The organism is Rhodoferax sp. (genome assembly GCF_028689305.1).
GTDB lineage: Bacteria > Pseudomonadota > Gammaproteobacteria > Burkholderiales > Burkholderiaceae_C > Rhodoferax.
Map to the genome: position 1 here is coordinate 1 of NZ_JAQTWM010000012.1, position 21,578 is coordinate 21,578.

The following is a 21,578-nucleotide window of genomic DNA, read 5'->3' on the forward strand; positions in this document are numbered from 1 at the left end:
CTGCGTCGTTTTGGCCTGGTGCGCAACCAGATCCATTTCCTGGGCAACTACTCGTTGGGCATCATCAGCGTGTCGGGCCTGTTCGTGGGTTTTGTCATGGCGTTGCAGGGCTACTACACCTTGCAGGATTTTGGTTCGGCTGACGCGCTGGGACAGCTGGTGGCGCTGAGCCTGGTGCGTGAATTGGGGCCGGTGGTTTCGGCGCTGTTGTTTGCCGGGCGGGCCGGCACCTCGCTCACGGCGGAAATTGGTCTGATGAAGGCCGGCGAGCAGCTCAGTGCGATGGAAATGATGGCGGTGGACCCGGTCAGCCGCATTCTGGCGCCGCGTTTCTGGGGAGGCGTGATCGCCCTGCCGGTACTGGCGGCGGTGTTCAGCGCGGTGGGCATCATCGGCGGCTGGTTTGTCGGTGTGGTGATGATTGGTGTCGACGGTGGCGCGTTCTGGAGCCAGATGCAGGGGGGGGTGGACGTCTGGAGCGACATCGGAAACAGTGTCCTCAAGAGCTTGGTGTTTGGTGTGACCGTGACTTTTGTCGCCCTGCTGCAAGGGCACGTGGCGCAGGCCACGCCTGAAGGTGTGTCGCTCGCAACGACGCGCACGGTGGTGATGTCCTCGCTGGCGGTGCTGGGGCTTGACTTTGTGTTGACCGCCGTGATGTTTGGTATTTGAAACCTGGTGATCAGGGGCACGGCCATTGTGGCGCGTGGTCCTGCTTGCCAAACCATGTGGGAGAGAGCTGATGCAACGCTCCAGAACGGACGTGTGGGTGGGTTTGTTTGTGCTGATCGGTGCTGCTGCAGTGCTGTTCATGGCGCTGCAGGCTGCCAATTTGCTGAGCCTGAATTTTCAGAAGACGTATGCCGTGGTGGCCACGTTTGATAATATTGGCGGGCTCAAACCCAAGGCTGCGGTAAAAAGTGCCGGCGTGGTCGTGGGGCGCGTGGAAAGTATTGCTTTTGATGACAAAAGCTTTCAGGCCCGGGTCACCCTGGCGCTGGAAAAGCGTTATGTCTTCCCCAAGGACAGCTCCCTGAAAATCCTGACCAGCGGCCTGCTGGGGGACCAGTATCTGGGGATTGAGGCGGGGGCTGACGATAAAAATCTGGCTTCGGGCGACGTGATCTCCAACACGCAGTCTGCGGTGGTGCTGGAGAACCTGATTGGCCAGTTTTTGTACAACAAGGCGGCGGAGCCAGCCGGTTCTGCGGCTTCCGGCGCTGCCAAATAAGACATCATGAAGAAAAAAAATATTGTTCAGGGATTCAACCGTATCACCAGGCGTTTGTGCGCCGGGGCGGCCGTCCTGTTGCTGACTGCCTGCGCCGCGGCGCCGGGAGGCCATCCACGCGATCCGCTGGAATCCTTCAACCGGGGGGTCTATGGTTTTAATGATGCGCTTGACCGTGCGGTGATCAAGCCGGTGGCAACCACCTACCGTGATGTGATGCCGTCACCAGTGCGCACCGGGGTCACCAATTTTTTTGCCAATTTGCAGGACGCCTGGTCTGCCGTGAACAATGCCTTGCAGCTCAAAGGTGAGGCAGCGGGCAACAGTCTGGTGCGTTTTGGGGTCAACAGCGTGTTTGGCCTGGCGGGGGTGCTGGACCTTGCCACCGAGATGGGCATTGAGCGCCACACCCGGGATTTTGGCCACACCCTGGGTTATTGGGGTGTTGGTCCCGGCCCGTATCTGGTGTTGCCGCTGCTGGGGCCGTCCACGGTTCGTGATACGGTGGCGCTGCCGGTGGACGATCAAGGCAATCCGTTGTCCCGCGCGGATGTGCCCAGCCGCAATGCTGCCACCGCCTTGAAGCTGGTGAACACACGGGCCCAACTGCTGCAGGCTTCGGAGATGCTTGGCCAGGTGGCGCTGGACCCCTACACCTTTACCCGTGACGCCTATTTGCAGAGCCGCCGCAACGCCGTGTATGACGGCAATCCACCAGACGAGGAAGTGATCCCTGCCCCTGGTGACAAGGCTGACCAATAATTAATTTCTGGATGGGAGTGACATGATCATGCAAAGACGTTTCCTGCTTCGATGGTTATCCCTGGTGGGGGGTGTCGCCCTCACTCTCGGCACCTTGCCTGCGCGGGCAGCGGATGAGGCACCCGATGCGCTGATTGGCCGGCTGACCAAGGACGCACTCGATACCATTCAGGCGGACAAGGCCATCCAGGCCGGTGATGTGGATCGCATCATCGAACTGATGGACCAGAAAGTCATGCCTTACGTGAATTTCCAGCGGATGACCTCTTCTGCGGTTGGTCCGGCCTGGCGCAAGGCGACCCCGGAACAGCGCGCCCGACTGGAGTCTGAGTTCAAGAAGCTCCTGGTGCGCACCTACTCCGGAGCCATGAGCCAGGCCAAGAACCTGACCTTCAGCATCAAACCCATGCGGGCCGCGCCCGAGGACAAGGAAGTCATTGTGCGCACCCTGATCAAGGGGCGTGGTGACCCGGTGCAGCTCGATTACCGGCTGGAAAAAACCGCTGGTGAAGGTGCAGGCTGGAAAATTTACAACCTCAATGTGCTCGGCGTCTGGCTGGTGGACACCTATCGCAGCCAGTTTTCCCAAGAGATCAATGCCAAGGGCCTTGACGGGCTGATTGCCACGCTGACCGAGCGTAACAAGGCCAATGCTGCCGCGGGGGCTGCCAAACCCGCCAAAGGTTGAATGTGCTGACCTTGCCGCAGACGCTGACGCTGGCCACGGCGACCGACTGCCTGCGTGAGCTGGGAGCGGTGTTGCAGGCAGAGTCGACCGTGGTGGAGGTGGATGCGGTCAATCTGAGCCAGTTTGACTCTGCCGCGCTGGCGGTGCTGTTGGCGCTGCGCCGCCAGGCCCTGACGCGCGGCAGGTCTTTCCGTCTGGTTGGGTGGCCCCCGCGCCTGGCGGATCTGGCAGGCCTGTATGGCATTGCCGAACTGCTGTCGGCGCCGGTGACCTGACCCGCCGGTAAAATCGCCAACCCATGCCTGCGATCTCATTTCAATCCGTTTCCAAAGCCTACCCTTCTCCGCGCGGTCCTCAGGGCAGCACCTTTCTGGCGCTTGACAACGTCAGCCTGAACATCGAGCAAGGAGAGTTTTTTGGTCTGCTTGGCCCCAATGGGGCTGGCAAAACCACCCTGATCACCATTCTGGCCGGACTCGCCAAAGCGACGTCCGGGCGTGCCAGCGTGATGGGCCACGATGTCCAGACCGATTTTGCCGCTGCCCGGCGGGCGATTGGCGTCGTGCCGCAGGAGCTGGTGTTTGACCCGTTTTTCAATGTGCGCGAAGCCTTGCGGTTTCAGTCCGGATACTTCGGTGTGCAACACAACGATGACTGGATTGACGAACTGCTCGACAGTCTGGGTCTGGCCGACAAGGCCAACGCCAACATGCGGGCGCTGTCAGGCGGCATGAAACGCCGGGTGCTGGTCGGGCTGGCGCTGGTGCACAAGCCCCCGGTGATCGTGCTGGATGAACCTACCGCCGGCGTGGATGTGGAGCTGCGCCAGACCTTGTGGCACTTCATTGCCAAACTCAATAAACAGGGCCACACCGTGCTGCTGACCACCCACTACCTGGAAGAGGCGGAGGCGCTGTGTGGCCGTATTGCGATGCTCAAGACCGGCCGGGTGGTGGCGCTGGACAGCACCAGTGCGCTGCTCAAGGCGGCGTCCAGCAATGTGCTGCGTTTCAAGGTCGACCGCGACCTGCCGCCCGCCCTGGCCGCGGGCGCCCGCGTGACCGGCCGGGTGGTACAGGTGCCTGCGCAGGACGCGTTGGCGGTTGAGCGTTATCTGGCGCTGGTTCGCGAGGCGGGTTTGATCGCCCACGATATCGAAATTCGCCGGGCCGACCTGGAAGATGTTTTCCTGGACGTGATGAACCGGCATGCCGATTCGGCAGGGGCCAGAGGAGCGCAGTCATGACCGGCTGGCAAATGCTGTTCTACAAGGAAGTGCTGCGGTTCTGGCGGGTGGCGGCGCAGACCATCACCGGCCCGGTGTTGACGGCCATGCTGTATCTGCTGATTTTTGGCCATGCGCTCGAATCCCACGTCAAGGTCTATGACCTGGTGAGTTACACCGCTTTTCTGGTGCCTGGCCTGGCCATGATGAGCCTGCTGCAGAATGCCTTCGCCAACAGCTCGTCGTCATTGATCGCCAGCAAGGTCATGGGCAATCTGGTGTTCCTGCTGTTGACGCCGCTGTCGCACGTGCATTGGTTCGTGGCCTATGTGGGGGCCGCCATTGTTCGCGGGCTGGTGGTTGGTCTGGGGGTGTTTGTGGTGTCGGCCTTTTTCACCGACTTCAGTTTCGTGGCCCCGGCGTGGATTGTGGTGTTCGCGTTGATGGGGGCGGCGCTGATGGGCGCGCTGGGCATCATTGCCGGCTTGTGGTCTGAAAAATTCGACCAACTGGCGGCGTTCCAGAACTTTGTGGTGATGCCCATGACGTTTTTGAGTGGTGTGTTTTATTCCATCCATTCCTTGCCGCCGTTCTGGCAAACCGTGAGCCACTTCAATCCATTTTTCTACATGATTGATGGTTTTCGTTATGGCTTTTTCGGCATCAGTGATGTGTCGCCGTGGCTGAGTCTGGGTGTTGTGGGCGCAACCACACTGGGGGTCAGCGCTGTTGCGCTGTACCTGTTGCGCATTGGTTACCGTATTCGTTCCTGATTTTTTGGATTTTTATGACAGCTGACCAGCTTAAAGCACTGATTGCCGCCGGATTGCCGTGTGGGCACCTCGAAGTGGAGGGTGACGGGCGCCACTGGTATGCCACCCTGGTTTCGGCCGAGTTTGAGGGCAAGCGCGCCATCCAGCGCCACCAGCGGGTATATGCCACGCTGGGTGACCGGATGAAAACCGACGAGGTGCACGCCCTGTCCATCAAGGCGTTCACCCCGGCTGAGTGGGCAGCGTTGAACGCCTGAAGCCATGGACAAATTACTGATTCGCGGCGGTCGTGCCCTCAATGGCGAAGTCACCATCTCCGGCGCCAAGAATGCCGCTCTGCCTGAACTCTGCGCCGCCTTGCTGACGGCCGAACCGGTTACCCTGCGCAATGTGCCACGCCTGCAGGATGTAGCCACCATGCTCAAACTCATTCGCAACATGGGGGTGAGTGCCGAGCGTTCTGACGACGGCCTGGTGTTGATCGATGCGGGTGCTTTGAACAACCCTCAGGCCCCTTACGAGCTGGTCAAAACCATGCGCGCCTCGGTGCTGGCGCTGGGGCCTTTGCTGGCCCGTTTTGGCCACGCCAAGGTGTCGCTGCCCGGCGGCTGCGCGATTGGCTCACGCCCGGTGGATCAGCACATCAAGGGACTGACCGCCATGGGCGCCGAAATCGTGGTCGAACACGGCTACATGGTGGCCAGGTTGCCCGCGGGCCGCACCCGCCTGAAAGGGGCCCGCATCACCACCGACATGGTCACCGTCACCGGCACCGAAAACTTTCTGATGGCCGCCACCCTGGCCGAAGGCGAAACCATTCTGGAAAACGCCGCGCAAGAGCCCGAGATCCCCGACCTGGCAGAAATGCTGATCAAGATGGGTGCCAGGATCGAGGGCCACGGCACCAGCCGCATCCGCATCCAGGGCGTGGAAAAACTCCATGGCTGCACCCACCAGGTGGTGGCCGACCGCATCGAAGCGGGCACCTTTTTGTGCGCCGTGGCCGTGGCCGGGGGCGACGTGCTGGCCCAACATGGCCGCATCGACCACCTGGAAGCCGTGGTCGAGAAACTGCGCGATGCTGGCGTGACCGTCACCGCCGAGCCAGACGGCATCCGGGTGCAGTCGCCGGGTGCGGCGCACCTCAAGGCTCAGAGCTTTCGCACCACCGAATACCCAGGCTTTCCGACCGACATGCAGGCCCAGTTCATGGCGCTCAACGCGGTGGCCAGGGGTGCATCCAAGGTCACCGAGACCATCTTCGAAAACCGCTTCATGCACGTCAACGAGCTGGTGCGCCTGGGGGCCAACATCCAGATCGACGGCAAGGTGTCGATGGTTGAAGGGGTGCCGCAACTCTCGGGTGCCACCGTCATGGCGACCGACTTGCGCGCCTCGGCCAGCCTGGTGATTGCCGCCTTGGTGGCCGAAGGCGAAACCCTGGTCGACCGCATCTATCACCTGGACCGTGGTTACGACCAGATGGAAACCAAGCTGCGCGCCCTGGGTGCCGACATCGAGCGCGTCAAGTAACAGCCAGCCGCAGCAGCTATAAGATGCTATTGTTTTAATAGCTGTTTGCGCATGTTTTATAAGGGCTAGAGGCCAAAATGATCACTATTGCACTGTCCAAGGGACGTATCTTTGAAGAAACCCTGCCGCTGCTCAAAGCCGCAGGCATCGAGGTGCTGGAAGACCCCGAAAAATCCCGCAAACTCATTTTGACCACCAACCAGCCCGACGTGCGGGTGCTGGTGGTGCGCGCCACCGACGTGCCCACCTACGTGCAATACGGCGGGGCCGACATGGGCATCACCGGCAAGGACACGCTGCTGGAGCACGGCAGCGATGGCCTGTACCAGCCGCTGGATTTGCAGATTGCCAAATGCCGCATCAGCGTGGCGGTGCGCTCGGACTTTGACTACCAAAGCGCCGTCAAAAAAGGTTCGCGCCTGACGGTGGCCACCAAATACGTGGCGATTTCACGCGAGTTTTTCGCCAGCAAAGGCGTGCACGTGGACCTGATCAAGCTCTACGGCAGCATGGAACTCGCCCCTCTGGTCGGCATGGCCGATGCCATCGTGGACCTGGTCTCCACCGGCAACACCCTCAAGGCCAACCACCTGGTGGAGGTGGAACACATCATGGACATCAGCTCCCGCCTGGTGGTCAACCAGGCCGCGCTGAAGCTCAAACAGGCACCGATTCGCCGCATCATTGACGCGTTTGAGTCGGCGGTGGGGTGATCAGCGTTCTTGCCCCAGGCGGCTGAGCGCATCCAGCGGGCTGCCTGTGCCGCCCGCGGCCACTTGGAGCACATGCAAGCCCACTGAACCGGATGAAGCAGCGTACCCAGTACACACAAGCCGGTTCATTAAAGTGTTGATGAAATCGGGACTTTGACCCTTTTGAATCGTCCCGGGCTTGACCCGTTTTCATGGGCACATGGGGCTTCCACATGGGGCTTCCTATGGAAGCTCAGGAATCGGCTGATTTTCTGCTCTAATGATTTTTCTTGATGCTTTCTTTCGAATTTGTTGGCCGAAAGGAGATTTACCAATCATGCGCAAGCTGATCGTCTGCAACATCATTTCGCTTGACGGGTTTTTCTCCGGCCCAGGCGGGAACATCATGGCCATGCCGTTCGACAGCGGCTTCTCCGACTACAACGCGGAACGGCTCCGGGCGGCCGGCACGCTGCTACTCGGGCGTCAGTCGTTCGAGGCCTTCCGCTCCTACTGGCCCGCGGTTGCCGAGGACGCGAGTCAGCCGGCGGTGGAGCGCGAAATCTCGCGTCTCAACACCACTATCGAGAAGGTGGTGGTCTCGAACAGCCTGAAGCCAGAGGAGGTCGAGGGGTGGGGGCCGACCCGTGTCGTACCGCGTGCCAGTGCACACGCGGAGGTCGCGGCACTCAAGAAGGGGCTGGGGCGGGAAATCCTGGTATTTGGCAGTCACGTCCTCTGGAACGATCTTCTCGCCGCTGGCTTGGTCGATGAGCTGCATTTCATGATCGGCGCTGGTGTTGTTGGTGAGGGTGTCCGGGCCTTCGAGACCCGGTCGCCTGGCTCGCTTCGCCTGCTGGACACCCGCACCTTCGATGGCTCAAGCCTGCTTCTGGTTCGGTACGCCGTCGAGCGCTGATTGCCGGTGCACGACAAGGCCTACGCCTGACATGGCGCTCAACCTCGCTCCCTACGGTCGCTGCGCGATGAAGCCGAGCAGCGTCGGTGACTTCAAACGTTGGCTCCACCAGGCATCATGAGACTACTTGCTCATCTCTTATTTTGCGCAGCATGTTATGGCAATGCGTATGCTGCATGTGAACACAAGACGTTATCTGTGCGAGGCATTGATCGTACGGGAATGGTTTGCGCACCGGCTTCCACGACTGCGCCTGCGCCAACGGTGCTTGCCTTCCATGGGCGTGGAAGCAGTGCCAAGGAAATGGCAATGGGCACGCGCCTGCACATCGAGTGGCCGGAAGCATTGGTGGTGTATCTCGATGGCCTTCCTGGCAACCCTGCTCCATACGACCGGGAAGGTCTGCATCCAGGGTGGCAGATCAACCCCGGCGACATGAACGACCGCGATGTCGCATTGACCGATGCGACGCTGGATGCGTTGGCCCAGCATTACAAAATTGACCAGCGAAGGGTGTTTGCAGTCGGGCATTCAAACGGGGCACGTTTTGTCGGAATTTTATGGGCGCTGCGCGGGCATCGTTTTGCCGCGCTAGCATTTTCTGCTGCCCAGGCCGACACACTGATCGACGTGGCTGAGCCACGTTCCGTTTTTATGGGGATGGGTATCCGGGACGATATCGTTCCCTTTGAATGGCAACGCCAATCCATCAAGTACGCTGCTGCTCGGTTTGGCATCATTTCGGTTGAAGCCAAACAAGATGAAGTCAGTCTTGCAAGAAACAGCGACGGTGTTGAATTAGTGACTTTCATCCATAGCGGCAACCACGCTTGGCCTGCCAGACAGACACAAATGATCGTCAGCTTTTTCCGTCGGCAAAGCCAACAGCCCAACGTTGCAGTCAGCAGGGACGCGCCGCAAGCCGTGCGCCCGTTACCTTGAACATTGGACATACACGATGCGAGCGCTGTCCGTTGAAGACCAAATTTCTTGCCTCAGATCTACCATGAGGTTTGCGCCTCACATGCACAAGTGGTTTCTGGCTGGGGCTGCAACAGGCGTCATTGCAGCGGTTGTCTTCTGGCACCCTGTGCCATTGATGATGGCCGCTTTCCTGGGTGTCGTTGGATTCTCTGAGCAACGTGCCGGTCCCAACATTGTGTCAGCGATCGTGGCCTACGATTCTGGCAAGGCGACCGACGGGGAGGTTTCCGTTGCAGTCACATCCTGGGACACAGACAACACGTACCATGCCACTGTGTGTGAAGTAGGCCATCCTGATTGGACGTACGAGTTCATTCCACAGGGGTGGCAACCCGCTAGCCGTTGCTATCCGGCAAGGATATGGCGAACGGAGCCCGAAGGTCGACCTGTTTTGGCGGTTGTCGAAGAGGGAATCCTTGTCCCCCGTTATCCCCCCAAACTGGCCAACAGCCGGGATGGCCAGACCAATCATGCCTAACCATCGCTTCGAGGAGACCGCCGGGCGGCCACTCAAGCCCATCAGGAGATTTTCTGAAATGGACATCCCGCGGATCTTCAACATCACCGAAAGCGCCCACCGCATCCATAACCCGATCACCCCCGAAAAGCTCGCCACGCTCGGTGCGGCGCTGCGGCTGGCATCGGGAGCCCGGGTGCTCGACCTCGGCAGCGGTTCGGGGGAGATGCTGTGCACCTGGGCACGCGACCACGGCGTCATCGGCACCGGCATCGACATGAGCCAGCTGTTCACCGAGCAAGCGAAACGCCGTGCGGTAGAACTCGGCGTTGCCGATCAAGTCAAGTTCATCCATGGCGATGCGTCCGGTTACGTCTCCGACGAAAAGGCCGATGTGGCAGCCTGTGTCGGTGCCACCTGGATCGGCGGGGGAGTCGCCGGCACCATCGGGCTGCTGGCGCGGAGCGTGTACACCGCAGGGATCATCCTCATCGGCGAACCCTTCTGGCGGCAGTTGCCGCCGACGGAGGAGGTTGCCAAGGGGTGTCTTGCCAATGCCATCTCCGACTTTCTCATGCTCCCGGAACTGCTCGCGTCTTTCGGCCACCTTGGCTACGATGTTGTTGAAATGGTGCTGGCTGACCAGGACGGCTGGGACAGATACGAGGCGGCCAAATGGCTCACCATGCGCCGATGGCTGGAAGCCAATCCAGACGACGAGTTGGCGAAAGAGGTTCGCGCCCAACTGACCTCCGAACCCGAGCGCTACGCCGCTTACACGCGTGACTACCTGGGCTGGGGGGTGTTCGCGCTGATAAAACGATAGCCGTCATGTCTGGGGTGCGGAGGAGTTTGTCTTGTTGGCATATTTAGCCTTTTTGCCCGCACAAAATAAGCATAGTAAGCTATATTTAACATAGCAAAATAGAGCTTTGCTGGCGAAGTTGTTTCGGCAAAAATTTCACTGGGAGCGATCATGATACTTTCGAAACTCAACAAGCCAATTCTCGCGAAAGCGCTTCTCGCCATCGTGCTTTTGTCATTGCTGGTGGGCGTTGCCGGCTCCCAACTGGTGCCCAAGATGCCGTTGCATCTGGTCTTGTTTTATAGCGTGGTCGGCGTCACGGCGTTGTTCGTGGTCCTGGTTCTTGCTGTGGTTGTCACGCTCACCTTTGCACAATTCATTCTGCGCATGGGGGGCACCGACCCTCAGTGGTTCTGGTTTTCCGCCGAGCCTCCAGGCTTGGTTCACTTGCGCGAGCAGGCCTGCGAAGCCCAATCCCAGGCCACGCGCAGCGATGAATGAGATCTGACGAGTCAGACCAGACTTCCTGGTCCGGCACCGGCACCGCACAACCCGCTGGATGCCACCTGTTATGTGTGTTTTATGCCTATAGCCCGCGTAAAATAAGCCTATATAGCTATATATAGGATAGCTGTCTGTCTCGTCGATGGCATGGATTGCCCCCGCGCACGCTCATGCTGCCACTGCCCGCTAAACTTGAGCCAACCTCAAACCGATCACCATGAATTCCATCGCTACCCCCGCCCGTTTATCCACCGCCAGCAGCACTTTTGAGGCTGAATTCAAAGCCCGTCTGCATTGGTCAGCGGACACCGATGCCGGCATTGAGCAACGCGTGGCCGACATTCTGGCGGACGTGCAACAGCGCGGTGATGTCGCTGTGCTGGACTACACCGCCCGTTTTGACGGCCTGCAGGCCAGCGCCGTGGCCGAGCTGGAGCTGACTCAGGCCGAACTCAAAGCCGCGTTTGATGCCTTGCCCGACGTGCAGCGCAGCGCCCTGGAGTCCGCCGCCCGCCGGGTGCGCAGCTACCACGAAGCGCAAAAGAAGGCCAGTGGCGAGAGCTGGAGCTACCGCGATGCAGACGGCACGCTGTTGGGCCAGAAGGTCACGCCGCTGGACCGCGTCGGCATTTACGTGCCCGGCGGCAAGGCGGCGTACCCCTCCAGCGTGTTGATGAACGCCATCCCGGCCCATGTGGCCGGTGTGGGTGAGATCATCATGGTGGTGCCCACCCCCAAGGGTGAAAAAAACGCGCTGGTGCTGGCCGCCGCCTATGTGGCTGGCGTGACCCGGGCCTTCACCATCGGCGGTGCGCAAGCTGTGGCGGCGCTGGCTTACGGCACCGCCACGGTGCCCAAGGTGGACAAGATCACCGGCCCGGGCAACGCCTATGTGGCCAGCGCCAAAAAGCGTGTGTTCGGCGTGGTCGGCATCGACATGATCGCCGGGCCGAGCGAGATTCTGGTGCTGGCCGATGGCAGCACGCCGCCGGACTGGGTGGCGATGGACCTGTTCAGCCAGGCCGAGCACGACGAGCTGGCGCAGAGCATTTTGCTGTGCCCGGATGCCGCGTACATCGACCAGGTGCAGGCATCCATCAACCGCCTGCTGCCGGAGATGCCCCGGCGCGACATCATCGCCAAGTCGCTCACCGACCGTGGTGCGCTGATTTTGACCCGCAGCATGGAAGAGGCTTGTGACATCAGCAACCTGATCGCGCCGGAACACCTGGAAGTCTCCAGCCGTGAGTCACACCTGTGGGAGCCCCTGCTCAGGCACGCCGGGGCGATCTTTCTGGGGGCATTCACCAGTGAGAGCCTGGGCGACTACTGCGCCGGCCCCAACCATGTGCTGCCCACCAGCGGCACGGCGCGTTTCAGTTCCCCGCTGGGTGTGTACGACTTCCAGAAGCGCAGCAGCCTGATCGAGGTCAGCCAGACTGGTGCCCAGACGCTGGGCCAGATTGCCTCGGTGCTGGCGCATGGTGAGGGCCTGCAAGCCCACGCCCGCGCGGCCGAGATGCGTTTGAAGCCGAAGAACTGAGCCTGACGGCAGAGCATGGTTTGACGCGTTGCTGGCTCTGGCCTTCGTGATGGGGTAAGCTGCTCCACTGGTACCATTTCACAGGCCACCTGTCCAAGCCATGAGTCCAACCTGTCCGACCATCGAATTGCCATCCGCAGAGCTGGCGCAACTGCTGGCACGTCACCACCATGAACCCGGAGCGCTGGTACAGATTCTGCGTGAACTACAGGCGCTGCAGGGCTGGTTACCCCGGTCCGCCTTGAGTCAGATTGCCAACACCCTGGGTCTGACGCTGGCCCATGTGGAAGGGGTAGCGGGGTTTTACCGCTTTTTTCACATGCAGCCGGTTGGAACCTACCGCATTTTGTTCAGTGACAACATCACTGACCGCCTGCTGGGCAGCGAGGCTTTGCTGCGTGATCTCTGCACCCGGCTGGGTGTGCAGCCGGGGCAGATGCGCGCTGATGGCCGGGTCAGTGTCGCCACCACCTCATGCACCGGTTTGTGTGACCAGGGGCCGGCTTTGCTGGTCAATCACCAGCAGGTGGTCACGCGGCTCACCCCTGAGCGGGTGGCGCAGTTGGCGGCGTTGATTGAACAGCAGGTACCGCCGGACCTGTGGCCGGTCGAATGGTCACGGGTGGAGGATCAGATCCGGCGGGCGGATGTCAAACTCGGCTTGCAGCCGGTTCCCGGACAGGCGCTGGCGGCCGCGTTGGCGCGTGGGCCGCAGGCCATGCTTGAAGAGGTCAAGTCCGCCAAGTTGCGAGGTCGTGGTGGTGCCGGCTATGCCACCGGCCTCAAATGGCAGCTATGCCGCAATGCCCCGGGGCAGGCGCATTATGTGGTGTGTAACGCTGACGAGGGCGAGCCTGGCACCTTCAAGGACCGGGTGCTGCTGACCAGTTATGCCGATGCGGTGGTGGAAGGCATGACGGTGGCGGCCCTGGTGGTGGGGGCACGCCAGGGGCTGATGTATCTGCGCGGCGAATACCACTACCTGCTTGGCCACCTGCAGGCGGTCTTGCAGCGCCGCCGTGAGCAGGGGCTGCTCGGGACCAATATCCAGGGCCGGGCCGGTTTTGATTTTGACATCGCCATTCACGTGGGCGCTGGCGCCTATGTCTGCGGTGAAGAGTCGGCATTGATCGAGTCACTGGAAGGCAAGCGCGGGACGCCGCGCATCCGCCCGCCGTTTCCGGTGGAGTGCGGTTATCAGGGGCAGCCCACCACGGTCAACAATGTGGAAACCTTCTGCGCCGTTACCCACATTGCCTTGCGTGGCGGGGCCTGGTGGAGCGGCATTGGCACGGCTCAGTCCACCGGCACCAAAATCCACTCGGTCTCAGGTGACTGTGAGCGTCCTGGCATTTACGAATACCCGTTTGGCACGCGTATTGGGCGCATTTTGGAAGACTGTGGTGCCCACGATACCCAAGCGGTGCAGGTCGGGGGGCCGTCCGGCGTCTGTCTGTCGGTCTCTGAATTTGGTCGACGCATCGGGTTTGAGGATGTGCCCACCGCTGGCGCCTTCATGGTGTTCGACCGCTCACGTGACATGTTTGAGGTGGCGCGCAACTTCGCGCATTTTTTCGCGCATGAGAGTTGCGGTTTTTGCACGCCATGCCGTGTCGGCAACGAACTGGTGGTGCGCCGCCTGGATAAATTGCAGCGGGGTCATGGTTCCAGCCAGGATGTCCAGGAGTTGTATGAACTGGACAAACTCATGCACGGCGCCACCCACTGTGGCCTGGGGGCTGCAGCCTGCAACCCCTTGCGTGACACCATTGCCAAGTTTCGCCCGGCTTATGAGCGACATTTGACATCCCTGCACTTTGTGCCGGGGTTTGATCTGGATGCCGAGCTGTCCCAAGCCCGCCAGGCGACTGCCCGCAACGATGCCGGCGCCCATCTGGAGACACTGCCATGAGTAACCAGCGTATTGACGCCCTGAGTCCGGGCACGTTCACGTTTGATGATCAGGACATCGAATTTGCGCCGGGTGACACCATCATGCAGGCGGTGACCCGCGCTGGCGGCTACATTCCGCACCTGTGCTGGCGTGACGGGCTGCATGCCCATGGCTCGTGCCGCTTGTGTACCGTCAAGGTCAATGGTCGCATGGGGGCGGCCTGCACTGTGCAGGCCAGTGCCGGCCAGAACGTCGAGAGCAACACGGAAGAGTTGCGCACCCTGCGCCGCACCCTGTTGCAAATGTTGTTTGTCGAGGGCAATCACTTTTGCCCCTCGTGTGAAAAAAGTGGCAACTGCCGCCTGCAGGCCACGGCCTACGAGGCGGGCATGACCGACCCGCATTTTGAAGAGTTCTACCCCAATCGCAAGGTGGACGCCAGCCACCCGGACCTGCTGCTGGACCTCAACCGTTGCATCCTGTGTGAGCAGTGTGTGCGCGCCAGTCGCGATCTGGATGGCAAGAATGTGTTTGCCGTCAGTGGCCATGGGGTCCAGACCCGCCTGGTGGTCAACAGCCCAAGTGGCCTGCTGGGCGACAGCCAGATCGCGGCCACGGATCACGCGGCCCAGGTGTGTCCGGTCGGCGCCATCTTGCCCAAGCGGCGCGGTTTTGTCATCCCGATTGGTCAGCGCCGTTTTGATCTTGAGCCGATTTCACAAACCCAGGAGGGGGCCGCATGAACGGCACGCCAGACCACACCGTGCCGCTGTATCAGCCACGCAAACTCAAGGTCGCCACGGTCTCGCTGGCCGGGTGTTTTGGCTGCCACATGTCGATTCTGGATATCGACGAACGTCTGTTGACGCTGCTGGAACACATCGAGTTTGACCGCTCCCCGCTGACCGACATCAAGACCATCGGTCGCTGCGACATCGGTCTGGTGGAGGGCGGGCTGTGCAATGCCGAAAACGTCGAGGTGCTGCGAGAGTTTCGCGCCCACTGCAAGACCCTGGTGGCCGTCGGCGCCTGCGCCATCAACGGTGGCCTGCCGGCGCAGCGCAACCCGCTGGATGTCGGCCAGATGCTGCGTGACGTGTATTGCAGCCACCGGGGAACCTCCACGGCCAGTCAGGTTCCCAACGACCCTGAGCTGCCGTTGCCGCTGAACCATGTGCACCCGATCCATGAGGTGGTGCATGTGGACTACTTTTTGCCTGGTTGTCCACCCAGCGCAGACGCCATCTGGTCGTTTCTGACCGACCTGTTGGCCGGACGCACCCCGCAGCTGGGCCACGGGCTTTTGCATTACGACTGAGGTTGCCGTCATGACTTTTGCTTTGGAAACTGCTGCCCACCCCGAAGGGTTGCGCCGCGTGGCGATTGACCCGGTGTCACGTGTCGAAGGGCACGGCAAGGTCACGCTGCTGCTGGATGAGCACCATCACATCCAGCAGGTGCGCCTGCACATCGTCGAGTTTCGTGGCTTCGAAAAATTCATTGAAGGCCGCCCGTATTGGGAAGTGCCGGTGATGGTGCAGCGCTTGTGCGGCATCTGCCCGGTGTCGCACCACCTGGCCGCGGCCAAGGCTTTTGACCGGATTGTCGGTGCCAGGCCGGTGACCGCCAGTGCCACGGCGGTGCGCCGATTGATGCACTACGGCCAGATGCTGCAGTCCCATGCTCTGCATTTTTTCCATCTGTCTTCACCCGACCTGCTGTTTGGCTTTGACTCCGATGTGGCCAAACGCAACATTGTTGGCGTGGCGCAGGCGCATCCCGAGATCGCCAAAAAGGGTATTTTGCTGCGCAAGTTTGGCCAGGAGATCATTCGCATCACCTCGGGCAAGCGGGTGCATGGCACCGGTGCAGTGCCCGGCGGCGTCAACAAACTGGTCACCAAGCAGGAGCGCGACAGCCTGCTGCACGACCTGCCTCAAATGCTGAGCTGGGCGCAGGACGCGGTGGACATTGCCAAAGCCCTGCATGCGCAGAACCCGGCGCTGTACAACCAGTTTGGCAGCTTTGAGTCGAACCTGTTGTCATTGGTGCGGGCCGATGGCGCCATGGACTTGTACGACGGTGTGTTGCGGGTGCGGGATGCGGCTGGGCGGATATTGTTTGATGGTGTGGAAGATCAGCGTTATCTGGAGCTGATCGAGGAGGAAGTGCGCCCCTGGAGTTACATGAAGTTCCCGCATTTGCGCAGCCTCGGTGCCGAACGTGGCTGGTACCGCGTCGGGCCGCTGGCGCGGGTGCAGAACTGCGACTTCATTCCCAGCGAGCGGGCTGAGACCGAACGCCAGGCCTTTGTGGCCTGGGGACGGGGTGAACTGGTGCATGCCTCACTGGCCTACCACTGGGCGCGCATGATTGAGCTGTTGCACTGTGTCGAGGTGATTGGTCAGCTGCTGGCCGACCCGGCCCTGCTGGCAGGTGACCTGGTGACCAGCGGCGTGCGCCAGCGCAGTGGTGTGGGCATGATCGAGGCGCCGCGCGGCACCCTGATCCATGACTACGACGTGGGTGACGATGATCTGGTCACCCGCTGCAATCTGATCGTCTCCACCACCCACAACAACCAGGCCATGAACGAGGCGGTGCGGTCCGTGGCGCGTGAATATCTCGATGGTCGGGAGCTCACCGAGGGCCTGCTCAACCACATCGAGGTGGCCATTCGTGCTTATGACCCCTGCCTGTCCTGTGCCACCCACGCGCTTGGCCAGATGCCGCTGGACGTGACGCTGCTGGCTGCCGACGGCACCCGGCTGGACCAGGTGCAGAAATCTTCCACGGGCGAATTCGTGCATGTCGACTGACCCCCTGGCATGACAGCGCCGCTGCTGATTCTGGGCTGGGGCAACCCGAGCCGCGGTGATGATGCGCTGGGGCCGATGCTGTTGGCCGCCTTACGTCAGAGCCTGCTGGCGGCCCTGGGTGACCAGGTGGAGCTGCTGGAGGACTACCAACTGCAGGTCGAGCACGCGCTGGACCTGGTGGGACGCTCCCGGGTGTTGCTGGTGGACGCCAGCCTGAGTGCTGCGGCACCTTTTGAGGTGTCTGCGCTGCAGGCCGCGCCAGACAGCAGCTACACCACCCATAGCCTGTCTCCGCAGGCGCTGCTGCAGGTGTATCAGAACCTGCAGGGGCAGACGCCGCCGCCATGCACCTTGTTGGCTATCCGTGGCAGCGGTTTTGAGCTGGGCCAGCCTCCCAGCCCGAGCGCGCTGGCGCATTTGGCGGCAGCCTTGTCATGGGTCAGGACGACGTGGTTGCCGGCGGGCTGAAGTCAGGCTTTACACTGGATGCCCATGTTGCTGCGCGCTGTTGTTTCCCCTTTGTTGCTGAGTCCCTTGCCATGTCGGCGTTAAAAGACCTGATTGCCTCGCGCATCCGTCCTGACGTCCAGGCCATGCAGGCCTATGTGGTTCATGATGCCAGCGGCATGGTCAAGCTTGACGCCATGGAGAACCCCTATGGCCTGCCGCCTGAGTATCAGGCGCAGCTGGGGCAGCGGCTGGGTGCGCTGGCGCTCAACCGTTATCCGGGGCCAGGTGTCCACGATTTGCAGGCCGCCTTGCGCCGTTTTGTCCCGGTGCCCGAGGGGTTTGACCTGATGCTGGGCAATGGCTCGGATGAACTCATCAGCCTGTTGGCGCTGGCGTGTGCCCGTCCGCCCGAGGCGGCCTGTGGTTTTCAAAAGGCCAGTGTGCTGGCGCCTGAGCCAGGGTTTGTCATGTACGCCATGAGTGCGCAATGGCAGGGGCTGGACTTTCACGGTGTGCCGCTGACGGCGGACTTTGAACTGGATGTGCCGGCCATGCTGGCCGCGATTGCCCGGCACCGACCGGCCATCACCTATCTGGCCTACCCGAACAACCCGAGCGCGAATTTGTGGGACGACGCTGCCATGCTGGCGGTGGTCGAGGCGGCGGGGCAGGCCGGTGGTCTGGTGGTGATTGACGAGGCCTACCAGCCGTTCGCCGCCAAAAGCTGGTTGGACCAACTGCCCCGCCACTGCCACGTGCTGTTGCTGCGCACTCTGAGCAAGTTTGGCCTTGCCGGCGTGCGCCTGGGGTATTTGGTCGGGCCCCAGGCGCTGGTGGCCGAGATCAACAAGGTGCGGCCACCGTACAACGTGAGTGTGCTCAACTGCGAGGCGGCCTTGTTTGCGCTTGAACATGCGGATGTATTTGAGGCACAAGCCCGCGAGATACGGGCACAGCGCGCGATGCTGATGCAGGCGCTGGCAAAACTGCCCGGTGTCCGGGTGTTCCCCAGCGAGGCCAATATGATCCTGCTGCGTGTGCCGCAGGCACAAAAAACCTTTGATGGCCTGGTGGCCCATGGTGTGCTGGTCAAGAACGTTTCTAAAATGCACTCTCTCCTGAACAACTGCCTGCGCCTGACAGTGGGCACGGCGCCCGAGAACCGCCAGCTGTTGGACGCCCTGGAAGCCTCGTTATGACAAACTATCCCTTGACCGAACTCCCTGAAGCCCTGGCCACCCGTGTCCCGCGGATCGCCGAGCTTTCCCGCAACACGGCAGAGACGCAGATTTCGGTGCGCGTCAACCTGGACGGCACCGGCGTGTCGCGCCTGCACACCGGTATTGGTTTTTTTGACCACATGCTCGATCAGATTGCCCGCCATGGCCTGATTGACCTGGACATTGACGCCGAAGGCGACCTGCACATCGATGGCCACCACACGGTGGAAGATGTCGGTATCACACTGGGGCAGGCGGTGCACAAGGCGGTGGGTGACAAAAAAGGCATCCGCCGCTACGGCCATGCCTATGTGCCGCTGGACGAAGCACTCTCCCGGGTGGTGGTCGACTTTTCCGGTCGGCCTGGCCTGGTGATGGATGTGCCATTCAAAAGCGCCATGGTTGGCACGTTTGACACCCAGCTGGTGCACGAGTTTTTCCAGGGTTTTGTCAACCACGCGTTTGTCACGCTGCACATTGACAACCTCAAGGGGGAAAACGCCCATCACCAGGCCGAAACCGTGTTCAAGGCCTTTGCCCGCGCGCTGCGCAGTGCGCTGGAGTTTGACCCCCGCGCCCTGGGCAGCATCCCGTCGACCAAGGGGTCGCTCTAGTTTTATATGAAAAATTGGCTTTTAGTCCGCGCATCCATTGCCTAGATAGCTATGAATTTAATAGTAAACAAGACCTCGGGAAAAACCGTGGTGGTGGTCGATTACGGCATGGGCAACCTGCGCTCGGTGTCGCAGGCGGTGCAAGTGGCGGCGCAGGGCAGTGGTTACCGGGTGGTGATCACGGCGGACCCGGAACAGGTGCGTGCCGCCGAGCGTGTGGTGTTGCCGGGCCAGGGTGCCATGCCCGACTGCATGCGTGAGTTGCGCGAATCAGGATTGCAGGAGTCGGTGCTTGAAGCGGCCGCCAGCAAGCCGCTGTTCGGGGTGTGTGTGGGCATGCAGATGTTGCTGGACCACAGTGCCGAGGGCGACACCCCGGGCCTGGGGCTGATCCACGGCGAGGTGCTTCGGTTCGAGCTGGCTGGTCAGCTGCAGCCCGATGGCAGCCGCTACAAGGTGCCCCAAATGGGCTGGAACCAGGTCTGGCGCAACAACCATGGCGGCGCGCCGCACCCGGTGTGGGGCGCGGTGCCCGACGGCAGTTATTTCTACTTCGTGCATAGTTTTTATGTCAAACCGTCGGATGCACGCCACAGCGTGGGCGAGACCGACTATGGCCAGCGTTTCAGTTCGGCCATTGCGCGTGATAATATTTTTGCTACACAATTTCATCCTGAAAAAAGCGCCGAACACGGTTTGTCCCTGTACCGCAACTTCCTTCACTGGAACCCTTGACCCAGTTTCGCCTGACGCCACCATGTCATCGTTTTTTTGTTCTGTGCGCCTCCCGCGCACTGCCTGAGCGGGCTCTCATGGCTTGTTCCGTGCCTGCTTCCAGTTCCGTTTTCTTCCACCCTCAGCCTTAAGCATCATGCTTTTAATTCCCGCGATCGATCTCAAAGACGGCCACTGTGTGCGCCTGCAGCAAGGTGACATGACACTTGCCACCACCTTCAGCGAAGAACCTTCGGTGATGGCACGCAGTTGGGTGGACAAGGGCGCGCGGCGGGTGCATCTGGTGGACCTGAACGGCGCTTTTGCCGGCCAGCCGAAAAACGAGGCCGCCATCCGCAAGATCCTCAAGACCATCGGCAGCGAGGTGGATGTCCAGCTTGGCGGCGGCATCCGTGACCTGGATACCATCGAACGTTACTTGGACGCCGGCCTGCGTTACGTCATCATCGGCACGGCGGCGGTGCGCAACCCGGGCTTCCTGCAGGACGCCTGCACCGCGTTTGGTGGCCACATCATCGTTGGCCTGGACGCCAAGGACGGCAAGGTGGCCACCGACGGCTGGAGCAAGCTCACCAAACACGATGTGGTTGACCTGGGCAAGAAGTTTGAAGACTTCGGTGTCGAGTCCATCATCTACACCGACATTGGCCGCGACGGCATGCTCAGCGGCATCAACATCGACGCCACCGTGCGCCTGGCCCAGGCCCTGACGATTCCGGTGATCGCCTCGGGCGGCCTGTCCAGCATCACTGACATCGAGGCCCTGTGTGAGGTGGAAGATGAAGGTATTGAAGGGGTCATCTGCGGGCGTGCCATCTACAGCGGCGACCTCGATTTTGAAGCCGCCCAGGCGCGTGCGGATGAACTCAACGGCTGACATCACGCCGCTGCCCGAACTTTTTTGATTTGCAAGGACACTGTGCTCGCTAAACGCATCATCCCCTGTCTGGACGTCACTGGTGGCCGCGTGGTCAAAGGCGTCAACTTTGTCGAACTGCGTGATGCCGGTGACCCGGTGGAGATTGCCGCGCGGTACAACGATCAGGGGGCCGATGAGCTGACCTTTCTGGACATCACGGCCACCAGCGACGGCCGTGACCTGATCCTGCACATCATCGAAGCCGTGGCCAGCCAGGTGTTCATTCCGCTGACCGTGGGCGGCGGTGTGCGTACCGTGGACGATGTGCGCCGCCTGCTCAACGCCGGGGCGGACAAGACCAGCTTCAATTCGGCCGCGATTGCCAACCCGCAGGTCATCCGGGATGCTTCACGCAAATACGGTGCCCAGTGCATTGTGGTGGCCATTGACGCCAAGCGGCGCTTTGGTGAGGACATGCTCAACCGTGGCGAAGGCTGGGACGTCTACAGCCATGGCGGGCGCAAGAACACCGGGCTTGACGCGCTGGCCTGGGCCAAACAGATGGCCGACTATGGCGCTGGCGAGATTCTGCTCACCAGCATGGACCGCGATGGTACCAAGGCCGGATTTGATCTGGCGCTGACTCGCGCGGTGAGTGATGCGGTCAGTGTGCCGGTGATTGCCTCCGGCGGCGTCGGCACACTCGACCATCTGGCGGATGGCATTCAGCAGGGTGGGGCCGATGCGGTGCTGGCGGCCAGCATTTTTCACTATGGCGAATTCACCGTGGCGCAGGCCAAGGCGCGTATGGCCGAACGCGGCATTCCGGTACGTTTATAAGGTTTTTGAGTGCTAGCCCACGTATTCATTG

25 protein-coding genes are annotated in these 21,578 nt (G+C 61.2%); all 25 read left to right on the forward strand.

The window, feature by feature from the left end:
* On the forward strand, nucleotides 1-672 hold a 672-nt coding region (gene mlaE / locus PHW99_RS04220; RefSeq protein ID WP_300174107.1), incomplete at its 5' end, for a lipid asymmetry maintenance ABC transporter permease subunit MlaE.
* 70 nt (nucleotides 673-742) lie between these two features.
* Entirely contained in the window at nucleotides 743-1,231 is a 489-nt protein-coding gene (gene mlaD, locus PHW99_RS04225; RefSeq protein ID WP_300174108.1) for an outer membrane lipid asymmetry maintenance protein MlaD, read from the forward strand.
* 6 nt (nucleotides 1,232-1,237) lie between these two features.
* Nucleotides 1,238-1,993: a VacJ family lipoprotein gene (locus tag PHW99_RS04230; protein ID WP_300174109.1), complete on the forward strand. Its 756-nt coding sequence runs from the start codon at nucleotides 1,238-1,240 to the stop codon at nucleotides 1,991-1,993.
* Between the two features lie 28 nt (nucleotides 1,994-2,021).
* On the forward strand, nucleotides 2,022-2,681 hold the full coding sequence (locus tag PHW99_RS04235) for a phospholipid-binding protein MlaC (RefSeq protein ID WP_300174111.1): 660 nt from the start codon (nucleotides 2,022-2,024) through the stop codon (nucleotides 2,679-2,681).
* Between the two features lie 2 nt (nucleotides 2,682-2,683).
* The gene (locus PHW99_RS04240; protein WP_300174113.1) at nucleotides 2,684-2,956 is read left to right on the forward strand and encodes an STAS domain-containing protein; all 273 of its coding nucleotides are present in this window, start codon (nucleotides 2,684-2,686) and stop codon (nucleotides 2,954-2,956) included.
* 23 nt (nucleotides 2,957-2,979) lie between these two features.
* Nucleotides 2,980-3,927, forward strand: a complete 948-nt coding sequence (locus PHW99_RS04245) for an ABC transporter ATP-binding protein (RefSeq protein WP_300174115.1) — start codon at nucleotides 2,980-2,982, stop codon at nucleotides 3,925-3,927.
* Nucleotides 3,924-4,679 carry an ABC transporter permease gene (locus tag PHW99_RS04250; RefSeq protein ID WP_300174117.1) on the forward strand — a complete coding sequence of 252 codons (756 nt, stop codon included), beginning with the start codon at nucleotides 3,924-3,926 and terminating at the stop codon, nucleotides 4,677-4,679. Before PHW99_RS04245 ends, PHW99_RS04250 begins: the two co-directional genes overlap by 4 nt.
* A gap of 14 nt (nucleotides 4,680-4,693) precedes the next feature.
* Nucleotides 4,694-4,936, forward strand: coding sequence for a BolA family protein (locus PHW99_RS04255; RefSeq protein WP_300174119.1), 243 nt, complete (start codon nucleotides 4,694-4,696; stop codon nucleotides 4,934-4,936).
* Nucleotides 4,937-4,940: 4 nt separating this feature from the next.
* Nucleotides 4,941-6,212: a UDP-N-acetylglucosamine 1-carboxyvinyltransferase gene (gene murA / locus PHW99_RS04260; protein ID WP_300174121.1), complete on the forward strand. Its 1,272-nt coding sequence runs from the start codon at nucleotides 4,941-4,943 to the stop codon at nucleotides 6,210-6,212.
* Between the two features lie 77 nt (nucleotides 6,213-6,289).
* Complete coding sequence (gene hisG / locus PHW99_RS04265) at nucleotides 6,290-6,925, forward strand: ATP phosphoribosyltransferase (protein ID WP_300174123.1); 636 nt, start codon at nucleotides 6,290-6,292, stop codon at nucleotides 6,923-6,925.
* A 316-nt stretch (nucleotides 6,926-7,241) separates the two neighbouring features.
* Entirely contained in the window at nucleotides 7,242-7,823 is a 582-nt protein-coding gene (locus PHW99_RS04270; protein WP_300174125.1) for a dihydrofolate reductase family protein, read from the forward strand.
* Nucleotides 7,824-8,132: 309 nt separating this feature from the next.
* Nucleotides 8,133-8,765, forward strand: a complete 633-nt coding sequence (locus tag PHW99_RS04275) for a prolyl oligopeptidase family serine peptidase (RefSeq protein WP_300174127.1) — start codon at nucleotides 8,133-8,135, stop codon at nucleotides 8,763-8,765.
* Nucleotides 8,766-9,343: 578 nt separating this feature from the next.
* Nucleotides 9,344-10,090, forward strand: coding sequence for a class I SAM-dependent methyltransferase (locus PHW99_RS04280; protein WP_300174234.1), 747 nt, complete (start codon nucleotides 9,344-9,346; stop codon nucleotides 10,088-10,090).
* Nucleotides 10,091-10,240: 150 nt separating this feature from the next.
* Entirely contained in the window at nucleotides 10,241-10,570 is a 330-nt protein-coding gene (locus tag PHW99_RS04285) for a hypothetical protein (RefSeq protein ID WP_300174129.1), read from the forward strand.
* A 220-nt stretch (nucleotides 10,571-10,790) separates the two neighbouring features.
* Nucleotides 10,791-12,116 (forward strand): histidinol dehydrogenase, encoded by a 1,326-nt coding sequence (hisD, locus tag PHW99_RS04290; protein ID WP_300174131.1) that lies wholly within the window; start codon nucleotides 10,791-10,793, stop codon nucleotides 12,114-12,116.
* Between the two features lie 100 nt (nucleotides 12,117-12,216).
* A complete protein-coding gene (locus PHW99_RS04295; protein WP_300174133.1) occupies nucleotides 12,217-14,028 on the forward strand; it encodes an NAD(P)H-dependent oxidoreductase subunit E in 1,812 nt (603 codons plus the stop codon).
* Nucleotides 14,025-14,753: a 2Fe-2S iron-sulfur cluster-binding protein gene (locus tag PHW99_RS04300; RefSeq protein ID WP_300174135.1), complete on the forward strand. Its 729-nt coding sequence runs from the start codon at nucleotides 14,025-14,027 to the stop codon at nucleotides 14,751-14,753. The genes PHW99_RS04295 and PHW99_RS04300 overlap by 4 nt, the downstream gene beginning before the upstream one ends.
* A complete protein-coding gene (locus PHW99_RS04305; RefSeq protein WP_300174137.1) occupies nucleotides 14,750-15,328 on the forward strand; it encodes an NADP oxidoreductase in 579 nt (192 codons plus the stop codon). The genes PHW99_RS04300 and PHW99_RS04305 overlap by 4 nt, the downstream gene beginning before the upstream one ends.
* A gap of 10 nt (nucleotides 15,329-15,338) precedes the next feature.
* Nucleotides 15,339-16,829, forward strand: a complete 1,491-nt coding sequence (locus PHW99_RS04310) for a Ni/Fe hydrogenase subunit alpha (protein ID WP_300174139.1) — start codon at nucleotides 15,339-15,341, stop codon at nucleotides 16,827-16,829.
* Nucleotides 16,830-16,838: 9 nt separating this feature from the next.
* The gene (locus tag PHW99_RS04315; protein WP_300174141.1) at nucleotides 16,839-17,297 is read left to right on the forward strand and encodes a hydrogenase maturation protease; all 459 of its coding nucleotides are present in this window, start codon (nucleotides 16,839-16,841) and stop codon (nucleotides 17,295-17,297) included.
* 71 nt (nucleotides 17,298-17,368) lie between these two features.
* Entirely contained in the window at nucleotides 17,369-18,478 is a 1,110-nt protein-coding gene (gene hisC / locus PHW99_RS04320; protein ID WP_300174143.1) for a histidinol-phosphate transaminase, read from the forward strand.
* Nucleotides 18,475-19,113: an imidazoleglycerol-phosphate dehydratase HisB gene (gene hisB / locus PHW99_RS04325; protein WP_300174146.1), complete on the forward strand. Its 639-nt coding sequence runs from the start codon at nucleotides 18,475-18,477 to the stop codon at nucleotides 19,111-19,113. The genes hisC and hisB overlap by 4 nt, the downstream gene beginning before the upstream one ends.
* 51 nt (nucleotides 19,114-19,164) lie before the next feature.
* Nucleotides 19,165-19,848: an imidazole glycerol phosphate synthase subunit HisH gene (gene hisH / locus PHW99_RS04330; RefSeq protein WP_300174148.1), complete on the forward strand. Its 684-nt coding sequence runs from the start codon at nucleotides 19,165-19,167 to the stop codon at nucleotides 19,846-19,848.
* Nucleotides 19,849-19,984: 136 nt separating this feature from the next.
* A complete protein-coding gene (gene hisA, locus PHW99_RS04335; protein WP_300174150.1) occupies nucleotides 19,985-20,725 on the forward strand; it encodes a 1-(5-phosphoribosyl)-5-[(5-phosphoribosylamino)methylideneamino]imidazole-4-carboxamide isomerase in 741 nt (246 codons plus the stop codon).
* A gap of 42 nt (nucleotides 20,726-20,767) precedes the next feature.
* Nucleotides 20,768-21,547: an imidazole glycerol phosphate synthase subunit HisF gene (gene hisF, locus PHW99_RS04340; RefSeq protein WP_300174152.1), complete on the forward strand. Its 780-nt coding sequence runs from the start codon at nucleotides 20,768-20,770 to the stop codon at nucleotides 21,545-21,547.
* The last annotated feature ends 31 nt before the right edge of the window (nucleotides 21,548-21,578 follow it).